Source organism: Thalassotalea ganghwensis (assembly GCF_053485795.1).
Window position 1 is genome coordinate 73,718 of record NZ_JBQRUM010000017.1, and the last position, 16,579, is coordinate 90,296.

16 protein-coding genes and 1 other RNA gene are annotated in these 16,579 nt (G+C 39.4%); 16 read left to right on the forward strand and 1 reads right to left on the reverse strand.

Going from position 1 to position 16,579, the window contains the following annotated elements:
• The first annotated feature begins 282 nt into the window (after positions 1-282).
• From pilV to ACSLUH_RS15800, 16 genes are all read left to right on the forward strand, one after another.
• On the forward strand, positions 283-822 hold the full coding sequence (pilV, locus tag ACSLUH_RS15725) for a type IV pilus modification protein PilV (protein ID WP_448568706.1): 540 nt from the start codon (positions 283-285) through the stop codon (positions 820-822).
• Position 823: 1 nt separating this feature from the next.
• Positions 824-1,780: a PilW family protein gene (locus ACSLUH_RS15730; RefSeq protein WP_448568708.1), complete on the forward strand. Its 957-nt coding sequence runs from the start codon at positions 824-826 to the stop codon at positions 1,778-1,780.
• A gap of 62 nt (positions 1,781-1,842) precedes the next feature.
• Positions 1,843-2,340 carry a pilus assembly PilX family protein gene (locus ACSLUH_RS15735; protein ID WP_448568710.1) on the forward strand — a complete coding sequence of 166 codons (498 nt, stop codon included), beginning with the start codon at positions 1,843-1,845 and terminating at the stop codon, positions 2,338-2,340.
• Between the two features lie 33 nt (positions 2,341-2,373).
• On the forward strand, positions 2,374-6,075 hold the full coding sequence (locus ACSLUH_RS15740) for a pilus assembly protein (RefSeq protein WP_448568712.1): 3,702 nt from the start codon (positions 2,374-2,376) through the stop codon (positions 6,073-6,075).
• Positions 6,075-6,476 (forward strand): type IV pilin protein, encoded by a 402-nt coding sequence (locus ACSLUH_RS15745; RefSeq protein WP_448568714.1) that lies wholly within the window; start codon positions 6,075-6,077, stop codon positions 6,474-6,476. Before ACSLUH_RS15740 ends, ACSLUH_RS15745 begins: the two co-directional genes overlap by 1 nt.
• Position 6,477: 1 nt before the next feature.
• The gene (locus ACSLUH_RS15750) at positions 6,478-6,789 is read left to right on the forward strand and encodes a TapY2 family type IVa secretion system protein (protein ID WP_448568716.1); all 312 of its coding nucleotides are present in this window, start codon (positions 6,478-6,480) and stop codon (positions 6,787-6,789) included.
• Between the two features lie 178 nt (positions 6,790-6,967).
• On the forward strand, positions 6,968-8,398 hold the full coding sequence (locus ACSLUH_RS15755; protein WP_448568718.1) for a YcjX family GTP-binding protein: 1,431 nt from the start codon (positions 6,968-6,970) through the stop codon (positions 8,396-8,398).
• On the forward strand, positions 8,395-9,426 hold the full coding sequence (locus ACSLUH_RS15760) for a YcjF family protein (RefSeq protein ID WP_448568720.1): 1,032 nt from the start codon (positions 8,395-8,397) through the stop codon (positions 9,424-9,426). The genes ACSLUH_RS15755 and ACSLUH_RS15760 overlap by 4 nt, the downstream gene beginning before the upstream one ends.
• A 581-nt stretch (positions 9,427-10,007) precedes the next feature.
• Entirely contained in the window at positions 10,008-10,820 is an 813-nt protein-coding gene (gene phhA / locus ACSLUH_RS15765; protein ID WP_448568722.1) for a phenylalanine 4-monooxygenase, read from the forward strand.
• 10 nt (positions 10,821-10,830) lie between these two features.
• Positions 10,831-11,166: a 4a-hydroxytetrahydrobiopterin dehydratase gene (locus tag ACSLUH_RS15770; protein ID WP_448568724.1), complete on the forward strand. Its 336-nt coding sequence runs from the start codon at positions 10,831-10,833 to the stop codon at positions 11,164-11,166.
• A gap of 118 nt (positions 11,167-11,284) precedes the next feature.
• Positions 11,285-12,835, forward strand: a complete 1,551-nt coding sequence (gene tyrR, locus ACSLUH_RS15775; protein WP_448568726.1) for a transcriptional regulator TyrR — start codon at positions 11,285-11,287, stop codon at positions 12,833-12,835.
• A 181-nt stretch (positions 12,836-13,016) separates the two neighbouring features.
• Positions 13,017-13,655: a maleylacetoacetate isomerase gene (gene maiA, locus ACSLUH_RS15780; RefSeq protein WP_448568728.1), complete on the forward strand. Its 639-nt coding sequence runs from the start codon at positions 13,017-13,019 to the stop codon at positions 13,653-13,655.
• 131 nt (positions 13,656-13,786) lie between these two features.
• Entirely contained in the window at positions 13,787-14,668 is an 882-nt protein-coding gene (locus tag ACSLUH_RS15785; protein ID WP_448568730.1) for a DUF3014 domain-containing protein, read from the forward strand.
• A 4-nt stretch (positions 14,669-14,672) separates the two neighbouring features.
• Positions 14,673-15,254 (forward strand): 1-acyl-sn-glycerol-3-phosphate acyltransferase, encoded by a 582-nt coding sequence (locus tag ACSLUH_RS15790; RefSeq protein ID WP_448568732.1) that lies wholly within the window; start codon positions 14,673-14,675, stop codon positions 15,252-15,254.
• 82 nt (positions 15,255-15,336) lie between these two features.
• An RNA gene (ffs, locus tag ACSLUH_RS15795) (signal recognition particle sRNA small type) lies at positions 15,337-15,433 on the forward strand.
• A gap of 128 nt (positions 15,434-15,561) precedes the next feature.
• Positions 15,562-16,245 carry a PilZ domain-containing protein gene (locus tag ACSLUH_RS15800; protein ID WP_448568734.1) on the forward strand — a complete coding sequence of 228 codons (684 nt, stop codon included), beginning with the start codon at positions 15,562-15,564 and terminating at the stop codon, positions 16,243-16,245.
• A 3-nt stretch (positions 16,246-16,248) separates the two neighbouring features.
• On the opposite strand, the gene ACSLUH_RS15805 is transcribed toward ACSLUH_RS15800, so the two are convergent.
• Entirely contained in the window at positions 16,249-16,515 is a 267-nt protein-coding gene (locus ACSLUH_RS15805) for a late competence development ComFB family protein (protein WP_448568736.1), read from the reverse strand.
• Between the last annotated feature and the right edge of the window lie 64 nt (positions 16,516-16,579).

The window sequence follows — 16,579 nt, forward strand, 5'->3', positions numbered from 1 at the left end:
ATTGCCAGAACTTTTTTAGTAAGATACATTTATAACGAATAATAACTGTGCATCAATTTTAAGGGATGATTATTCGTTTTATGGACTATAGGTATGGGTTAATGCGGTTCACTTTTGTGATTTTTAACACATATATTCACCTCTTTCAGACATTTGTCTTTCGTCAAGTGCCTCGGTGTTTCTTTGTCGAAAACACCATTGAATTTTTTGATATAAATTTAATGGCAAACAACTCTCAGAATGTAAAACATCATACTTTTTCGCTGAAAATCGAGGATTACTATGGTTAAGAATACGATATCACGTCAAAAAGGTATGACGTTTATTGAAGTGCTAGTTGCATTATTTCTTATTGTTACAGGTATTTTAGGCGCTGTTGCTATGCAAGCAACCGCCAAAAAGAGTAGTTTTGATGCAATGCAGCGTTCTCTTGCATCTGCTTTAGCTCAAGATATTATTGAGAAGATGCGAAGTAATGATGCTAGAGCGCTCGCAAATTATGCAGGAAATGACTTTGGCGAAAGCCTTAACCCATTACCTGATCGTTGTAATGATGTGCTAGATGATTGCAGCGCAGCACAAATCGCAACTAATGACCTTTATGAGTGGGAACTTGCTTTAATGGGGGCTGACGTTTTGAACGGTGTTAATAATGTCGGAGGTTTGGTTGGCGGCAGAGCATGTATTGTGGTAACCAATGTGAATCAAGTTAACGTAACAGTGAGTTGGCAGGGAAGAGAAGTAATAGCTGATGGTGGCGGAAATTGCGGAATTGCCGGCGGCCAACGAAGAACAGTAATTTTACAGGCATATGTGTTTTAGTATGAAAAAGCAATGTGGTTATACCGTTATTGAAGTTTTTGTAGCTCTAGCGGTTGGTATTTTTTTACTCATTGGAGTGTTGACTATTTTTGTCGATTTAAAAACTACCTCTGAACAAACTACTGATAGTGGTGAGCTTCAAGAAAATGGTCGTTTTGCACTTGCGTTAATTGCTGACGATTTACGAAAGCAAAATTTTTTTGGTGACTTTGTCGGTACCTTAACTTGGTCCAATGTCAATCCTGTTCCAAATGATCCGAATGCAGAATGTTCAGGAGAGGGCTTTAATAATGGTACTTTCCCCCAACAAGTGGGGCACTTTAGGACGTTATGGGGGACTACTGTAACAACAGCATCGCCGATGAGTTGTATTCTTAATGCCGCTGTTTATGGTAATCAAATTGCAACTGATCTCATCCAAATTAAGCGCGTGATTGGTAACCCGCTGCTTGCAACAGGTATTGATAACTATTACTTTGTAAGTAACCCCAGTAGTGGCCGCTTCTTTACAGGTGGCAATATACCTGTAATAGATAATAGCCAAGTGTGGGAATATCAACATCGGATATATTATGTATCATTGCAAGGGGTTAATAACATCCCAGTATTGATGCAAGCTAGACTAACGAACCAAATGACTATTGCGCCCGTTGTTGACGGCATAGAAGTTATTCGTTTTATGTATGGTGTGGATTTAAATGAAGATGGTATCGTTAACCAATACTTATCAGCAAATAATATGACAGAAGATCTTTGGGATTTGCGTAATAATGCTCGAGTGATTTCTGTAAAAATATTTGTACTTGCCAGAAATCTCTTGCCAAGCAATAACTATGAAAATACCAACACTTATTTAGTAGGCGATATGGCGATGCAATTTAATGACAATTTTCGGCGAATGCTCTTTACGACAACAGTACAATTGGCAAATGCTTCAGAGCGTGTTTGGGCGCAGTAATTTTGGTAAGTACAAATGGAACTTGTTTACGTAGATAAGATGATTCATCGGGAGAGTTATAGATGAAAAAACAACGAGGCGTCGTGCTAATAGTCTCCTTAATTTTTTTAGTGGCTTTAACTATTACAGCTGTAGCTATAATGAACAATACGACGAGTGAAAACCGCATGGCTGGAGCGCATGAGGATAGATTCATCGCGAGTCAACAAGCCATCAGTGCTGTAGACCAAATTATAGCAACTCAAGTAAGAGCGCCAACCGGGCAAAATTCTTTTGCTGGTAATATTAATGTTTACCCGGTTAATGGGGTGGAAGGGGATTTAACTCCAGCATTGGCAGCCAATACCACAGCACAAATCACTGTCGCAAATCAAGGAGCAAGCATCGGTGCAACTTGCCCGCACTCACCGGTTCCTTCCTCGATTGGTGCTATAAGTTGTAATATGTTGACTATTAATGTCCGAAGAAATTATGGGCGAGTGAATGCACAAGGCAATCGAACGAGTAACGTTGTTGTCGTGACAGGTATCGTACAAGAGGTACGTGGCAATAATAATTGATTTTCAAGGAAGTGTTTGGATGAGGAATTGGATATGAAAAAATATCTTTATGGTGGTTTACTTGCCATAGTATCGACTATTACGAGCAGTGAAGATATCGAGCTTTATATTAGTGATGCCGTTACCCAAATTGGGCCCAAACCAAAAGTTTTAATCATATTTGATAATTCCGGAAGTATGGGTAGGCCAACTAGTGTACCTATTTATACTCCTGGCATTGATTATCCTGCGGTGGGTGGTGATAATGCGCTACAAGAAGATTTTACTTACTTTGTAAAGGGGACTGGAGTAGATGATACCCAACTGCCAGTACCAGATGGTAATAATGAGCAAAATCGATTCATAACCGCGGCTAACAATTGTGAAACTGCTCGTAATATTCTGGCACAGGAAGGCTATTTTACCGGTTATATTCGTGAATATCATAAACAAAGCCGTAGCTGGCGCGAAATACCGAATAATAATGGTGCCAACTTAGTGGTTCTTGATTGCTACTCTGATATTGTAAATGAAAACCCGCTCAATAGGGGGCTTGATCCGAGTACTCAACAACAAATGCCAGACGGTTACCCTGTAAGCGGTAAAGGTACTCAACAAAATCCGATATATTATGGTGATTTAAGCCAAGCTCAACAAGACGATTGGCGAGGCACAAAAGTAACATTGTATACGGCAAATTATCTTCGTTGGCACCATGGTGTAAAAAATGGGACGATTAACGTTGATATCAATGATCCCCAAGCGCCATCTCGGATGAAAGTAGCAAAAGCGACAATTAAAAGCGTTATAAACTCAACACCCTTGGTGGACTTTGGCCTCCAAATATTTAATTACAATTTTAAAAATTCAAATGTGGCTAGTGAGAATGAAAATTATGCGGATGGCGGCCGCATTGTATTTGGAATCAAGGAGATGAATGATGGAAATAGAACTGATTTAATTACTCTAATTAATAGCCTGACCCCCAGTACAGGCACTCCTTTATGTGAATCTTTATATGAGACCTATAATTACTTTACTGGACGAGATGTGGTGTTTGGTGATGATGATAAAAACCCGCCAGGGGGGAGCTACTCAGATAATCAACCAGAGGCTGATCCGTCAATTACCGATAATGCAGGGAAAGTTTATAAGTCGCCTTTTAGAATCTGTGAAGATAAAATCTACGTCATTTACATTACTGATGGTGAGCCTTCTTACGATAAAGCTGCAGATTCTTTGCTATCAGGACTGACCGCAACTCAATATAATGACGATGGCTCTACACAAGCCGTTACGTTTAATCATACGCCGTTTCAATATGATGTAACTACGGTTACTACCATAGGTGAAACACAGTATGAAACAACAGAAACCAAAGAAAGTTATTTACCTGCACTTGCTGAATTTATGCATAAGTATGATATTCATCCAGGATTGGAAGGGAAGCAATCAGTAGAAATATTTCCGGTGGGTTTTAGTGAGGGAGCTGATGATGCAGAGCCTCTACTTAAGGAAACAGGGCGCATTGGTAACACGGATGGGGTTTATTATCGTGCAAATGATGCTGGCGAGCTTTCAAAGGCGCTAGTTGGAATATTAGCAAAAATAACTGGTCGTAACTCAAGTTTAACATCTGCCTCTGTAGCAGCAAATAACTTTGATAGAACGCAAACTTTAAATTCACTTTATTATGCGATGTTTGAACCGAGAAACTCGCCTCGTTGGAGTGGTAATTTAAAAAAATATAAAATTATCGGTGGCGTTCAAAAAGGGATTAATGGCGAACCTGCGGTAGATACTAGCACCGGGAACTTTTCCACAACGGTAAGGAGCTATTGGACACCAGAAAGCGTGGGTAATGACGGCGATCAGGTCAGTGAAGGCGGTGTTGCCGAAATGCTTCGAAATAAAACTAATCGTACTATCTACAGTGATGTCTCAAGCTCAGGAGCGTTAGTGGATATGACGACGTTATTAACTGATTTATCGAGCACTTCTTTTAGCACACAGACAGACTTGGCCAATGCATTAGGCACCAATGATGATGCGCAAGAGGTTACTGACCTATTAAAATGGGCGATTGGCAAGGATGTTGATGATGAAGACGATGACGACAATATTACTGAAAATCGATATAGTATTTTTGGCGATCCATTGCACTCAAAACCCAAAGTAATTAATTTTGGTAATGGCGATATACGTATTATTGTTGGCACTAATGCTGGCGCATTACACATGTTTAGGGATGATGTGAGTAATGAGGAGACAACAGGAGGCGTGCTGGATGAGTTGTGGGCATTTATGCCCAAAGAGTTTTTTGGAAACTATAATGCGCTTAGGACTAATATAGCCGGTCACTCTAAAGTATATGGTATTGATGGTCGAATAACTTCTTATATTGAAGATCAAAATGGTAATGGTATTGTTGAAAGTGGCGACAAGGCTTGGATATTTTTTGGATTGCGCCGTGGCGGAACATCTTACTATGCGCTAGATATTAGCAGTACCATACCTACGTTAATGTGGAAAATTGATGCTAATACGCCAGGGTTTGAAAACTTAGGGCAATCTTGGTCTCAACCAAATGTAATATATTCTAAGCTCAATGTTTCACAGGGTACAGCTAATCCGGTATTAGTTTTTGGCGGAGGCTATGATATTAACAAAGATAGTTCGGGTGTTGGTACTGATGACAGTGTTGGCAACGCTATTTATATGGTAGACGCGAAAACGGGGGGATTGCTTTGGAGTGCAGGGCCAGAAAACGAGCATACGCAAAACACCGAGATGAAAGATAGTATTCCATCAAGTATTGCGGCGTTAGATAGTACAGGAGATGGCTTAGCGAATCGACTTTACTTTGGAGATACTGGCGGTAATGTTTGGCGCGTTGATATGCCAGGAGATAGCTATAATGGCACGAACCCTTGGACTATCTTTAAATTTGCTTCGGTTGGCAGTGAGAACGACAATTTAAATGATAGGCGTTTCTTTTACGAACCAGATATTGTTAGAGCATATATCAGTGAAACTTATCGTACTGAAGTCACAGATGCCCAAGGAACGTCTCAAGTTGTGCATACTGCGCAAGTCCCTTATGATGCCTTGATTTTAGCTAGTGGTGACAGGTCTAATCCTTTGGGAAATGATACTCAAGATGCGTTATTTATGTTTAAAGATCCTTACATAGTTTCGCAATCTTTTAGCGATTCATCTACTCCACCAACCCCAGATACAATTATGCATAGTAACTCTAGCAGCGACCTGTTTGATTTAACAACGAGTGTATTTGATGATGCAAGTTTAACGGACCAACAACGTACAGCAAAAGAAGTAGAATTAAGTAGTAAAAAAGGTTGGTTTATTAATTTTAACCAAGCACTGGGAGAGAAAGGTACAGCTTCTTCTCTAACTGTTAAAGGTGCTGTCTTGTTCACGTCGTATACTCCACCAAATAATGTAGCTTTAGTATGCGGTGTACCTGCGGGCTTAGGAAAGCTTTATGTCGTTGACTTAGCGCAAGCTCGTAATATTTATGATTTGAATGATGATGGAGAGGTCAGTGACAGTGATACGGGGACAGAGGATCGTTCAATAGAGCTTGGAGACCCATTTGCAGATACACCTACTCTCGTGATTTTGCCAAACCAATCAGCAGATGAAGGGAGTATCATTGTTGACAAATTTGTTCGTCCGGAAAAATTTAATTTAGAAACTAAACGAACACATCGCTATATACAGGAGCAGCAATAATGAATAAAACAGTTGGCTTTACCTTGATTGAAGTTCTTATAACTGTAGCTATTATTGGTATTCTTAGTGCGATAGTTTATCCGTCTTATCAGAATTTTGTTATGGTCTCTAAGCGCACCGAAGCTCAAAGAGAGTTGGCGCGTATTAATAATTTGCAGGAGCAGTTTTTTGTTGACAACCGAGTTTATGCCAATAATTTAACTCAATTAGGCTTGAATGCTAATCCGTTTATAACCGAAGGTGGTTACTACAGTATATCGGTCAATGTTAATAATAATGGAGCTGGGTACACCCTAACCGCTACAGCTCGGGGGGCGCAAACTGCTGATACAGGGTGTACAACGTTATCGGTAAATCAGTCTGGGACAAGAATTGCTGGGGCAGCATGTTGGGCGCATTAATATGAAAAGTTTTATCATAGTATTTTTATTATTTTTTACGATGGTACCGAAAGTGGATGCCACTTCTATTTCCAATAAAAAAGTTGAAGTTAAATGCTTTGTCGACCTAATCGGAGGAGGGCAGGCTATTTACTACAGCAAATTAGCGGCAAAAAAAGTCAGTAGACTGCCTTACATGCTTGAAAAAAATCAAAATAGTGTTTTTTACGCGGGTAAAAAAAGGCAGATCTATCGCGTTAATGAATGCGTATCTAAATTCGCCAAATTTTCAAGTAAAATAGCTAATAGGATAGAAAAAACTACACCGCGATAATTTAAATTTGTCGACTTAGGTTTTGGAATAGTTTTTTTATAATGATTAGCTCTAACGCGATTGGAAAAATAACAGATTGAGTTTTTATTTAAATCACTCAGACTGTTATCTTTCAATAAAAATCGCTACTATATCCTAGTTTAAAGTAATTTAATGATTTTAATCAGGGATCTAAAAATTGGCGCTTGTCTCTCAGCAACATCTTAAACAGTTCAAACGAAAAGCCAGTGATTTGCTTAACCGAAGTTTTGATCATCATATTAATTTGGCGGTGACAGGCTTAAGTCGCAGTGGTAAAACAGCGTTTATCACCAGTTTAGTCAATCAACTTATCAATGAAGGCAGTCACTCACAATTAGATTTTTTTAATGTCGTTCACCGTGGTGACTATATTGCCGCCAAACGTATTGCGCAGAAAAATCTTCACATTGGTCGCTTTGAGTACGATAAAGCGATGCAAGCATTAACAGCCCAGCCGCCAGAATGGCCTGAGCCAACCAGTGGTATTAGCGAGCTTCGATTAGCGGTGCGTTATCAACCACGTGACAGCTTAATAAAATATGCGACAGATGCGGTAACCTTAACCATTGATATTACAGATTATCCTGGTGAATGGCTGCTTGATTTGCCACTACTTAATATGACCTATGAACAATGGTCTGAGTTTACAGTAGCGTTAATGGAGCAAGCGCCCAGAGCAGAATATTCCTCGTCTTTTTTAAATAAGGTACGCGAACTTGATCCTTTCGCTGAAGTTAATGAGCAACAACTTGCTGACTTAGCGCACGAATACACTAACTTGCTTAAAATATATCGTTATAAAAAAGGGTTGTCAGTGATCCAACCAGGAAGGTTTATTTTACCAGGAGACCTTGCTGATGCGCCCATTTTACAGTTTTTTCCGTATGCAGGTTTTAGCACTATCGATATCAATGAATATCAAAACGCAACCGATAGTAGCCTAATAGGTATGTTGCGAGCACGATTTCTTGAATATAAAGAGCGAGTTGTTAAAAAGTTCTATCAGCAACATTTTGTACGTTTTGATCGGCAAATCATTCTCGCCGATTGTTTAACACCATTGAATAATGGCGCAGAAAGTTTTGAGGACTTGGCACAAGCGATTAACTTGATCATGGAAAGCTTTAATTATGGGCAGTCGAGTTTATTTAGACGGTTGTTCTCTCCTAGAATAGATAAACTGATGTTTGCCGCTACTAAGTCTGATCACGTGACCCCTGAGCAGCATTCACATCTAACATCTTTACTTAATCAATTGGTTTATGATGCTAAAAAACAACTATCGTTTGAAGATATAGAAATGAAAACCGTTGCCATTGCTTCGGTAAAAGCTACGCAAGTTGGGAAAGCACAGCACCAAGGTAAAGATATTCCTGTTTTGCGGGGAAAACGGGTCGAGAATAATGAATTAATTACGGTATTCCCTGGTGTCGTTCCAGCTAAGTTGCCGGATCAGAAATTTTGGCAGAACAATACCTTTAAATTTATCAACTTTGCTCCTTTATCGGGGCTCGATAGTCGAGAAAGCTTGCCTCATATTAGAATGGATCAAGTATTACAGTTCTTATTGGGAGATAAAATTAAGTGATAGATGAAAAAGAGCAGGGGCAACAACAAATATTGTTTGAAGAACTTGAATCAAACGAAAAGGACCTGCCAATTACCACAGAACAGGTATTTGTAGACAATGAAGCGTGGGATGAAGCGCTAGAAGACGAGGCAATAGAACACTCTGAGCTTGATGCGTTAGCATCAAAACCTTCATGGTTTTGGCGCATTACTGCCGCGCTATTTACCGTTATTTTGGGGTATGAGCTTATTGATTTTCTAGTAGAGGGTTTTAGCGACAGTCCGATAATCACTGGCATATACGCGATGTTTTTTGCCTTTATCGCTGTAGCGGCCTCAGGCTACACATTAAAAGAATATCGTGCTTTACGGCTACTTAAAAAAAGAAATAAGTTAAAGCAGCAAGCTGAGCTTGTGTTCATGGAAGAAAAGTCACTTGATGCTCGTGCAATGTGTCGTGAAATCGTTGCTCAACTGCCTTGTGATCATGAATCGGGAGAATCTTATCGTTGGCAAGATGAAAGTTACAATGATCTTAGCGATAAAGAGGTGCTAACATTATTTTCTAAAAATGTATTAGATGTGGTCGATCAAAAAGCCTTAGATAAAGTCAGCAAGCATGCGTCTGAAACGGCACTTCTTGTTGCTTTAAGTCCTGTTGCGGTAATTGATATGTTGATCGTTTTATGGCGAAACATTAAGTTAATTAATGATATAGCGGTGCTTTACGGGATAAAGATCAGCTATTGGAGCCGGATAAAGCTTATTAAACAAACCGTAAAAAATATGCTGTTTGCCGGAGCATCAGAACTTATCACTGATGTTAGCACTGATTTAGTGGGTGCTGACATGTTAGGTAAACTGTCCGGGCGCCTTGCACAAGGTGTTACTGCAGGTATGTTAACTGCGCGTCTTGGTTTATTAGCCATTCAAACAGCACGCCCGTTACCCTTTCATGATGACAAACCACGTTTAAAACAAGTTCGTCAGCGGGTGATAACCAAGATAAAGCAAATTGTATTAAAACGTGGTGACAAAGCGAAGTAACCTAAGATAGGGTTCAAAATAGATTTCAGCCGTTTTATCGTGCAGTTTGTGCGAGCAATATACTCGTATAAGCGCTCTTGAAATGTTTAACAATACGGTTAATGCTAAATAACCCTTCGACTAAAAAATATGACGTTTTTTTAATCCCCTTCGTTTTAGAAGCTGAACTATCTTACGCTTAAACGTGAGGTTTAATTCGCAAATTTTGTCTACGTAACCGCTATGTTAGGTACTAATTTCACCTGAGTTTTTAATTTTTGACGATTTCACTTTTCATTAGATAACGTTCAATCGCTAATACTCGCCTAGTCGTTATTTTTTTAAACAAAGTCGTTAATACGCTTCACTTCCAGTATTAACTACTTGATCTTCAGCACTTAATTTTAGCTACATGAGGCTAGTGTAATTTAAACAATACAAATATTCGTATTGGATGTTTTTTATTCAAAAAATAATGGGTGCTTTTTGCTACGAGTTTGGTCTATTATAATAGTAACTAATGTGACAAAGCGCTCTGTAACCCAATAAAATTAAGAATAAATTATTGCAAAAGCGTTATGTGGTAAAAGAAGGAATAAATTATGGGTAAAGCGACAAACTATGTATCTAAGGTTGCTGACGAAAATGGTGTCATTCAATGGAGTGAAGAAGAAAATCAAATTTGGCATGAGTTAATCACGCGTCAGTTAAAGAATATTAAAGAAACCGCCTGTGATGAGTATATTGCCGGTCTTGAAAAACTTCAGCTGCCAACTGACCGTATTCCACAGCTTGAAGAAGTCAGTAAGGTATTAAGAGAAACCACTGGCTGGGAATGTGCGCCAGTACCGGCATTGATTGGATTTGGGGAGTTTTTTCGCTTGTTATCTGAGAAGAAGTTTCCAGTGGCAACTTTTATTCGTACCAGAGAAGAGTTTGATTACCTTCAAGAGCCTGATATTTTTCACGAAATCTTTGGACATTGCCCATTGTTAACCAATCCATCATTTGCTGACTATACTGAAGCATATGGTAAGATGGGGCTAACAGCGACAAAAGAGCAGCGTGTTTTTTTAGCGAGACTTTATTGGTTTACTGTTGAGTTTGGATTACTTGATACCCCTAAAGGCTTGAAAGTCTATGGTGGCGGTATTATATCATCACCAAGCGAAACCGAATATGCCTTGCACAGTGATAAGCCTGAACGTGAAGCATTTGACATTATGGATGTGCTTCGTACACCTTATCGTATTGATATTATGCAGCCTATTTATTACTTGCTAACCAAGGTGAGTGATTTAGACGATATAAGAAAGTATGAAGTTGAAGATATCATGGCGATGATAGAAAAAGCACAAGCGCTGGGATTGCATCCAGCAAAATTTCCACCTAAAGAAGAAAAAATAGCAAGTTAAGGAATAAAATATGTCAGAGTTAGCCGGACAAAAGTGTGAAGCTTGTCACGTTGATGCACCCAAAGTAAGTGAAGAGGAGTTGCATCAGTTGATGTCTCAGTTACCCGATTGGGTTCCTGAAGTAAGAGATGGTGTAATGATGTTAGAACGTGTTTATAAGTTTAAAAATTATAAACACGCGTGGGCATTTGCTAATAAAGTTTCTGAGCTTGCAGAAGAAGAGTTTCATCACCCTGCTATTTTGCTCGAGTGGGGTAAAGTAACGGTAACATGGTGGACCCATGCTATTAAAGGGTTACATAAAAACGATTTTATCTGCGCTGCCAAAACCGATCAACTTCTGTAATATTTGCTTACAGAGATTTTTTAAGCCTCCTGCAATAGGGGGCTTTTTTGTATGTAACATTTAGTTTACAATGTGTGGGTGATGTATTGTGACATACTGTTAAGGTTGAGGAATCTCCATGCGTTTGGAAATTGGTTGTCAAGATCGTGTTGGTATTGCCCAAGATGTTTTAAGGATTTTTGTTGAACGAGAAATCGATTTACGAGGGATTGAATTAAAGCGTCCAGGAAAAATTTATATTCATATTCCTGATTTGGAGTTCTCAGAGCTGCAAACATTTATGCCGCAATTACGACTCATTGAGGGTGTTATCGATGTAAAAACAACGCCTTATATGCCATTTGAACGTGAACGTCATGAACTAGAAACGTTAATTAAGACATTTCCCGATCCATTTATTTCAATTGATACCAAGTGTAACATTCGACTAGTCAATTCCGTGGCAGCATCAATGATGTCGAGCACAGAAAAAGAGCTTGTCGGTGATAACATCAGCAATTGGCTGAAAGGGTTTAACTTTAATCGTTGGCTCGATTCTGAAGAGGTCTTAGCGCAGACACGCCGTGTTAAATTTCAAGATGATGACTTTGTTGCTGATATTATGCCAATCTTTGTCTCAGAAACTGACGAAGAGCACGTCTTGGCAGGTGCCGTATTGATCTTAAAGTCTGAGGCACGTTTAGGCCAACAGATTAGTGCATTTAAACAAGCTAATGAAAATAACTTTGCTGGCATTCAAGCAAGCAGTGGCGCAATGCGTAAAGTGGTTCGAGAAGCCAAACGTATGGCTCAATTAGACTCTTCTATGCTCATTGTTGGCGAAACAGGAACCGGCAAAGAACTCATTGCTCGAGCATGTCATGCTGCCAGTGATAGAGCAGAGCACCCATTTATGACACTTAACTGTGCTTCTTTGCCTGATGAAGCGGCGGAAACCGAATTATTCGGTGTTGGTGTTCCAGGCGGAGAAAAAAGTAAACGTGGCCTGTTTGAGTTAGCGGACGGTGGAACGATATTCTTGGACGAAGTTGGCGAGATGTCACCTAAATTACAAACTAAGTTACTTCGTGTGATTCAAGACGGTATTTTTAGACGAGTTGATGATGAGAGCGAAATTAATGTTAATGTTCGTATTATTGGCTCAACTAATCGCGATTTGTTGAGCATGGTTTCTCAAGGCGAATTTAGAGAAGATCTCTACTATCGACTTAATGTACTGGGTTTGAATATTCCCTCGTTGAGAGAAAGGCGCTCAGATATTATTCCACTTGCGGAGTTCTTTATTGCTAAGTTTGGACAACGTATTGGTAAGTGTGCGGTTAGCTTATCGGATGATTGCCGTGATTTTATCGAACATTATCCATGGCCAGGCAATGTTAGACAGCTCGAAAATGTCTTAATTAGGGCGGTATCATTGATGGAAGGTAATGTCGTTATGACCAGCCATCTCCAACTGCCAGCCTATACACGAGAGCATGGCTATTTAGAACAAGAGTTTGAGGGAACACTTGATGCAGCGGTTAAAAACTTCGAAGCGGATTTATTGCGTAAGCTTTATCCTGCCTACCCAAGTACCAGACAACTTGCTAAAAAGTTAGGCTTAAGTCACACCGCCATTGCCAATAAATTACGTGAATACGATATTAATAAGAAAACGGTAAAAATTTAGCCGATATACAGAATCGATGCTGCTAAAACGACGATAGTGATGCCAAGGCATATTGCTATCGTCGTTTTTATTTGCTCTGTAAAGAATCGACAACAACGAGTGTTATTGAGAATTTGTATCATTGATTGCTTGGCTTTGTTAAGGCGTTAGAATTGAATAAAAATTTATTGATGAGGATACTATGAAACTATATGGCTATTGGCGATCGTCTGCAGCATACCGAGTAAGAATTGCTTTACATATGAAAGGTGTAGAGTTTGAATCTATTCCCGTTCATTTAGTTAAAGATGGCGGTGAACAACACCAAGCAGACTATGTGGCGTTAAATCCAACGCACTTAGTACCGACATTAGTTGATGGTGACATCACCTTAAATCAGTCTTTGGCGATATTAGATTATATCGAGGATAAATATCCTGAACAGAGTATTTATCCAACAGAAACTAATCAAAAGTTTTTGGCAAAAGCGCTCGCGTATGATGTTGCCTGTGAAATTCACCCAGTAAATAATTTAAGAGTTCAACAATATTTAGCTAATGAGCTCTCAGTCAGTGATGAACAAAAGTTGGCTTGGACTCATCATTGGATGGCGCTCGGTTTCTCAGCGATAGAACAAAAACTATCGGATACAGCGGGTAAATATTGTTTTGGCGATCAAGTCACAATTGCCGATATTTGCCTCATACCTCAAGTGTATAATGCGAAACGCTTTAATTTAGACATGTCAGCTTACCCTTTGATCACTGCGATTGTTGAAAACTGCAACCAATTACCTGCATTTATAAAAGCGTTACCTGAAAATCAAGGCGATGCTTTGTAGCGATTCCAAGAGTGGAATTATTGGTAAAATGTATCAAAACTTGAATTTTCTATTGCAACTCTTTTGAAAAAGCGTTGCAATAGTTACTCTATAATTGATTATTCATCATCGTCTGTGAAAAATAGGTAGGTATGGAAAATTCATCAGAGCACGCTCAGCAATCTTCATCATCGTGGTACATTGTCGCTATTATCTGCGTATTGGTTCTTGTTGGCCTAGGTTATTTCCTAATGGGCGATAATGATAGCAGCCAAACGCAAGTAACCCAACCGCCGCCCAAGCCCGAAATAATAGCAGAGCCTGAAGTAGAGCCAGAAAGCCTCGAGCAAGACAATATCCCCTTACCCGAAGAGGTTGTGCTGCAACCTGCTGAAACTCAACCTGAAGATCCAGAGCCTGTAACAATTCAGTTGCCATCTTTGGCTGAAAGTGATGATTGGATTCGAGACAAGCTTCCGCAAGTAACGTGGCGAAAAGAATTACTAAAACTTATTATTGATGACGATATGATCAGACGATTTGTTGTTTTTACCGATAATTTTGCTCGCGGCAATGTTGTTTATGAACATAGTTTATTAGTATCGCCTGCTGTTAAGTTTACAGCCAAGGAAGTCATCAGTGATGATGTAACGCAGTTAGTTTGGGATGACGATATTACTAATCGGTTCTCGTTATATGTTGATTTGCTTAGAACCTTAGATAGTGACTTGCTTGTCCAATGGTACTTTGAATTAAAACCTCTCTTAGACGAGGCCTATGCTGAGTTAGGGTATCCGGATGAAGAATTTACGCTGGTATTGCATGATGCTATTACACGAGTATTAGATATGGAAATTCCTAAAGAGCCTATAGAATTAGTTAGGCCGAGTGTTATGTATAAGTTTAAAGACTCATCATTAGAACGATTGCCTGATGCTGATAAGTTGTTATTGAGAATAGGGCGAGATAACTTGTTGGTCATTAAGTCAGTTTTACTCGAAATAAATGAGAAATTAGCTAAAAATCGAGAGTGAATGAATGACTGAGCCAGTACCCGATTTGGTGCCGAGGCGTCGTACTAGGCTTCTTGCTTTCTGTTCTCGCAAGTTACTAAAATGGTTCGGTTGGCAGGTGATAGGTGCGCTTCCCAATCGACAACAATTCATCATCGCAGTGGCACCACATACCTCTAATTGGGACTTTTTTCTTGGCTTAGCAGTAATGTTTAGATTACAACTCAATGTAAAGTTTTTGGGGAAGCATAGTATTTTTATTTGGCCAATCAAGTCATTACTTGTTCGTTTTGGTGGTATTCCGGTTGAAAGAAGTCATCACCATGGTGTTGTTGGACAAATGGTCGACCTATTTAATCAAAAAATACCATTGGTGTTGGCACTTGCACCTGAAGGAACTAGAAGCAAAGTGTATAAATGGAAAACAGGCTTTTTGCATATTGCGCATCAAGCCAATATTCCTGTGGTACCAATCGCCTTTGATTTTGCTAAAAAAACGGTAGAAATAATGCCTGCAAGATCAATTAGCAACAACATAGAACAAGAAAGGGTAGCGTTTCAGCAACTATTTACTCAGGTTTGTGCAAAAAATCCCCACTTAGCGTAAAAGCCGTTATTGTTACTTGCAAGTCAGCCTATGATTGGGGATAATTCGCGCGTCTAGTTAATCTAGTCTTCAATGGTGACCCTTTCGGTCCCTCCGCAATGATACTCTGTGAACTCGGCCAGGTCCGGAAGGAAGCAACCGCAGCAGACGACTCATGTGCCGGAGTGTGGCTGATTGGGTCGCCACCCAACTTCTCCTAATTCATCTTATTTTTTGTGTCTTTGTACAAGTAACGTCTATTTCGCATTGTTTAACTCCTTATATTTGGTTATATTGACGACATTAATTTTAAAGGAATACACATTGAATGACTGTCTTAAGGAAGCCAACCATCGAAATTACCGACGTTTTTGAATTGTTGCCGGGAACCATTCTTGATGTGCAGTTAAATCATCCTGTTCAAGTTAGGTTAAAGCTTCCTCTGATCGGTTACGTGATGGGTAACTATATTATTTTGAAATACCCTAATGTTGTAAAACCAACGCAGTATGAAGACGTGTTGGTAGAAGGCAACGTCGCTATCGTTCGATACTTGCTGGAAGGGGACCAAGGTCGTTGTTTTGCATTCCGATCGACGATTAGGTCTATAACCAAACATCCTGATAAGTTTCTGATCCTTAACTACCCAGAGCGAATTGAAAATCGACAACTGCGAATGCATCAACGTATTATGACACATTTACCCGCATCTATTAGTGTCACAGATACGAGTGAATCAGGGGGAAGTTGCATTCAAGGGTTAATTGTTGATATCTCCCCCAAGGGGTGTGGTTTCAAATTTCGTGCGGGTAGCGATACGGTTTCAGTCAACAAACGAGAAGTTATCGTTAATATCCAATACGCTAATGAGGCACAATTAAAGATCCCTGCCAAAGTGTGTAACAGCCGAAATGACCGAGGTAAGGTTAATGTAGGTATTCAGTTTCAAGAGGGAGACAAACAGGTTCAGCTTCTGCTCGAGAACCTGCTCATCGATACGAGTTTATTGTGATCGTCATTGAGTGTTCAGCGATTTCATAAACTCAAGTGCTTTGCTTACCGACACTTTAACATTGTTTTCCATTTCAAAACGTTCAGAAGCCGGTAAATAAAATGCCATATCGACTTCATGTCTGATATATCTTGTTGGTAATTGATTTAAGACAACACAGGTTAGATCCGCGATAAAGTCGCTATCATAAGTTTCTTCTAGTTTTAGCGTAGCAAAATGCTGCATAACTAGTTTTTCATAATAATTGTGTATATCGTCAGATATCCTCATAAAAACATCTCTCCTATCAATTTCTTTTAAGGTTAATGCCAGTCACTAAAAAAAGCGAATTTTT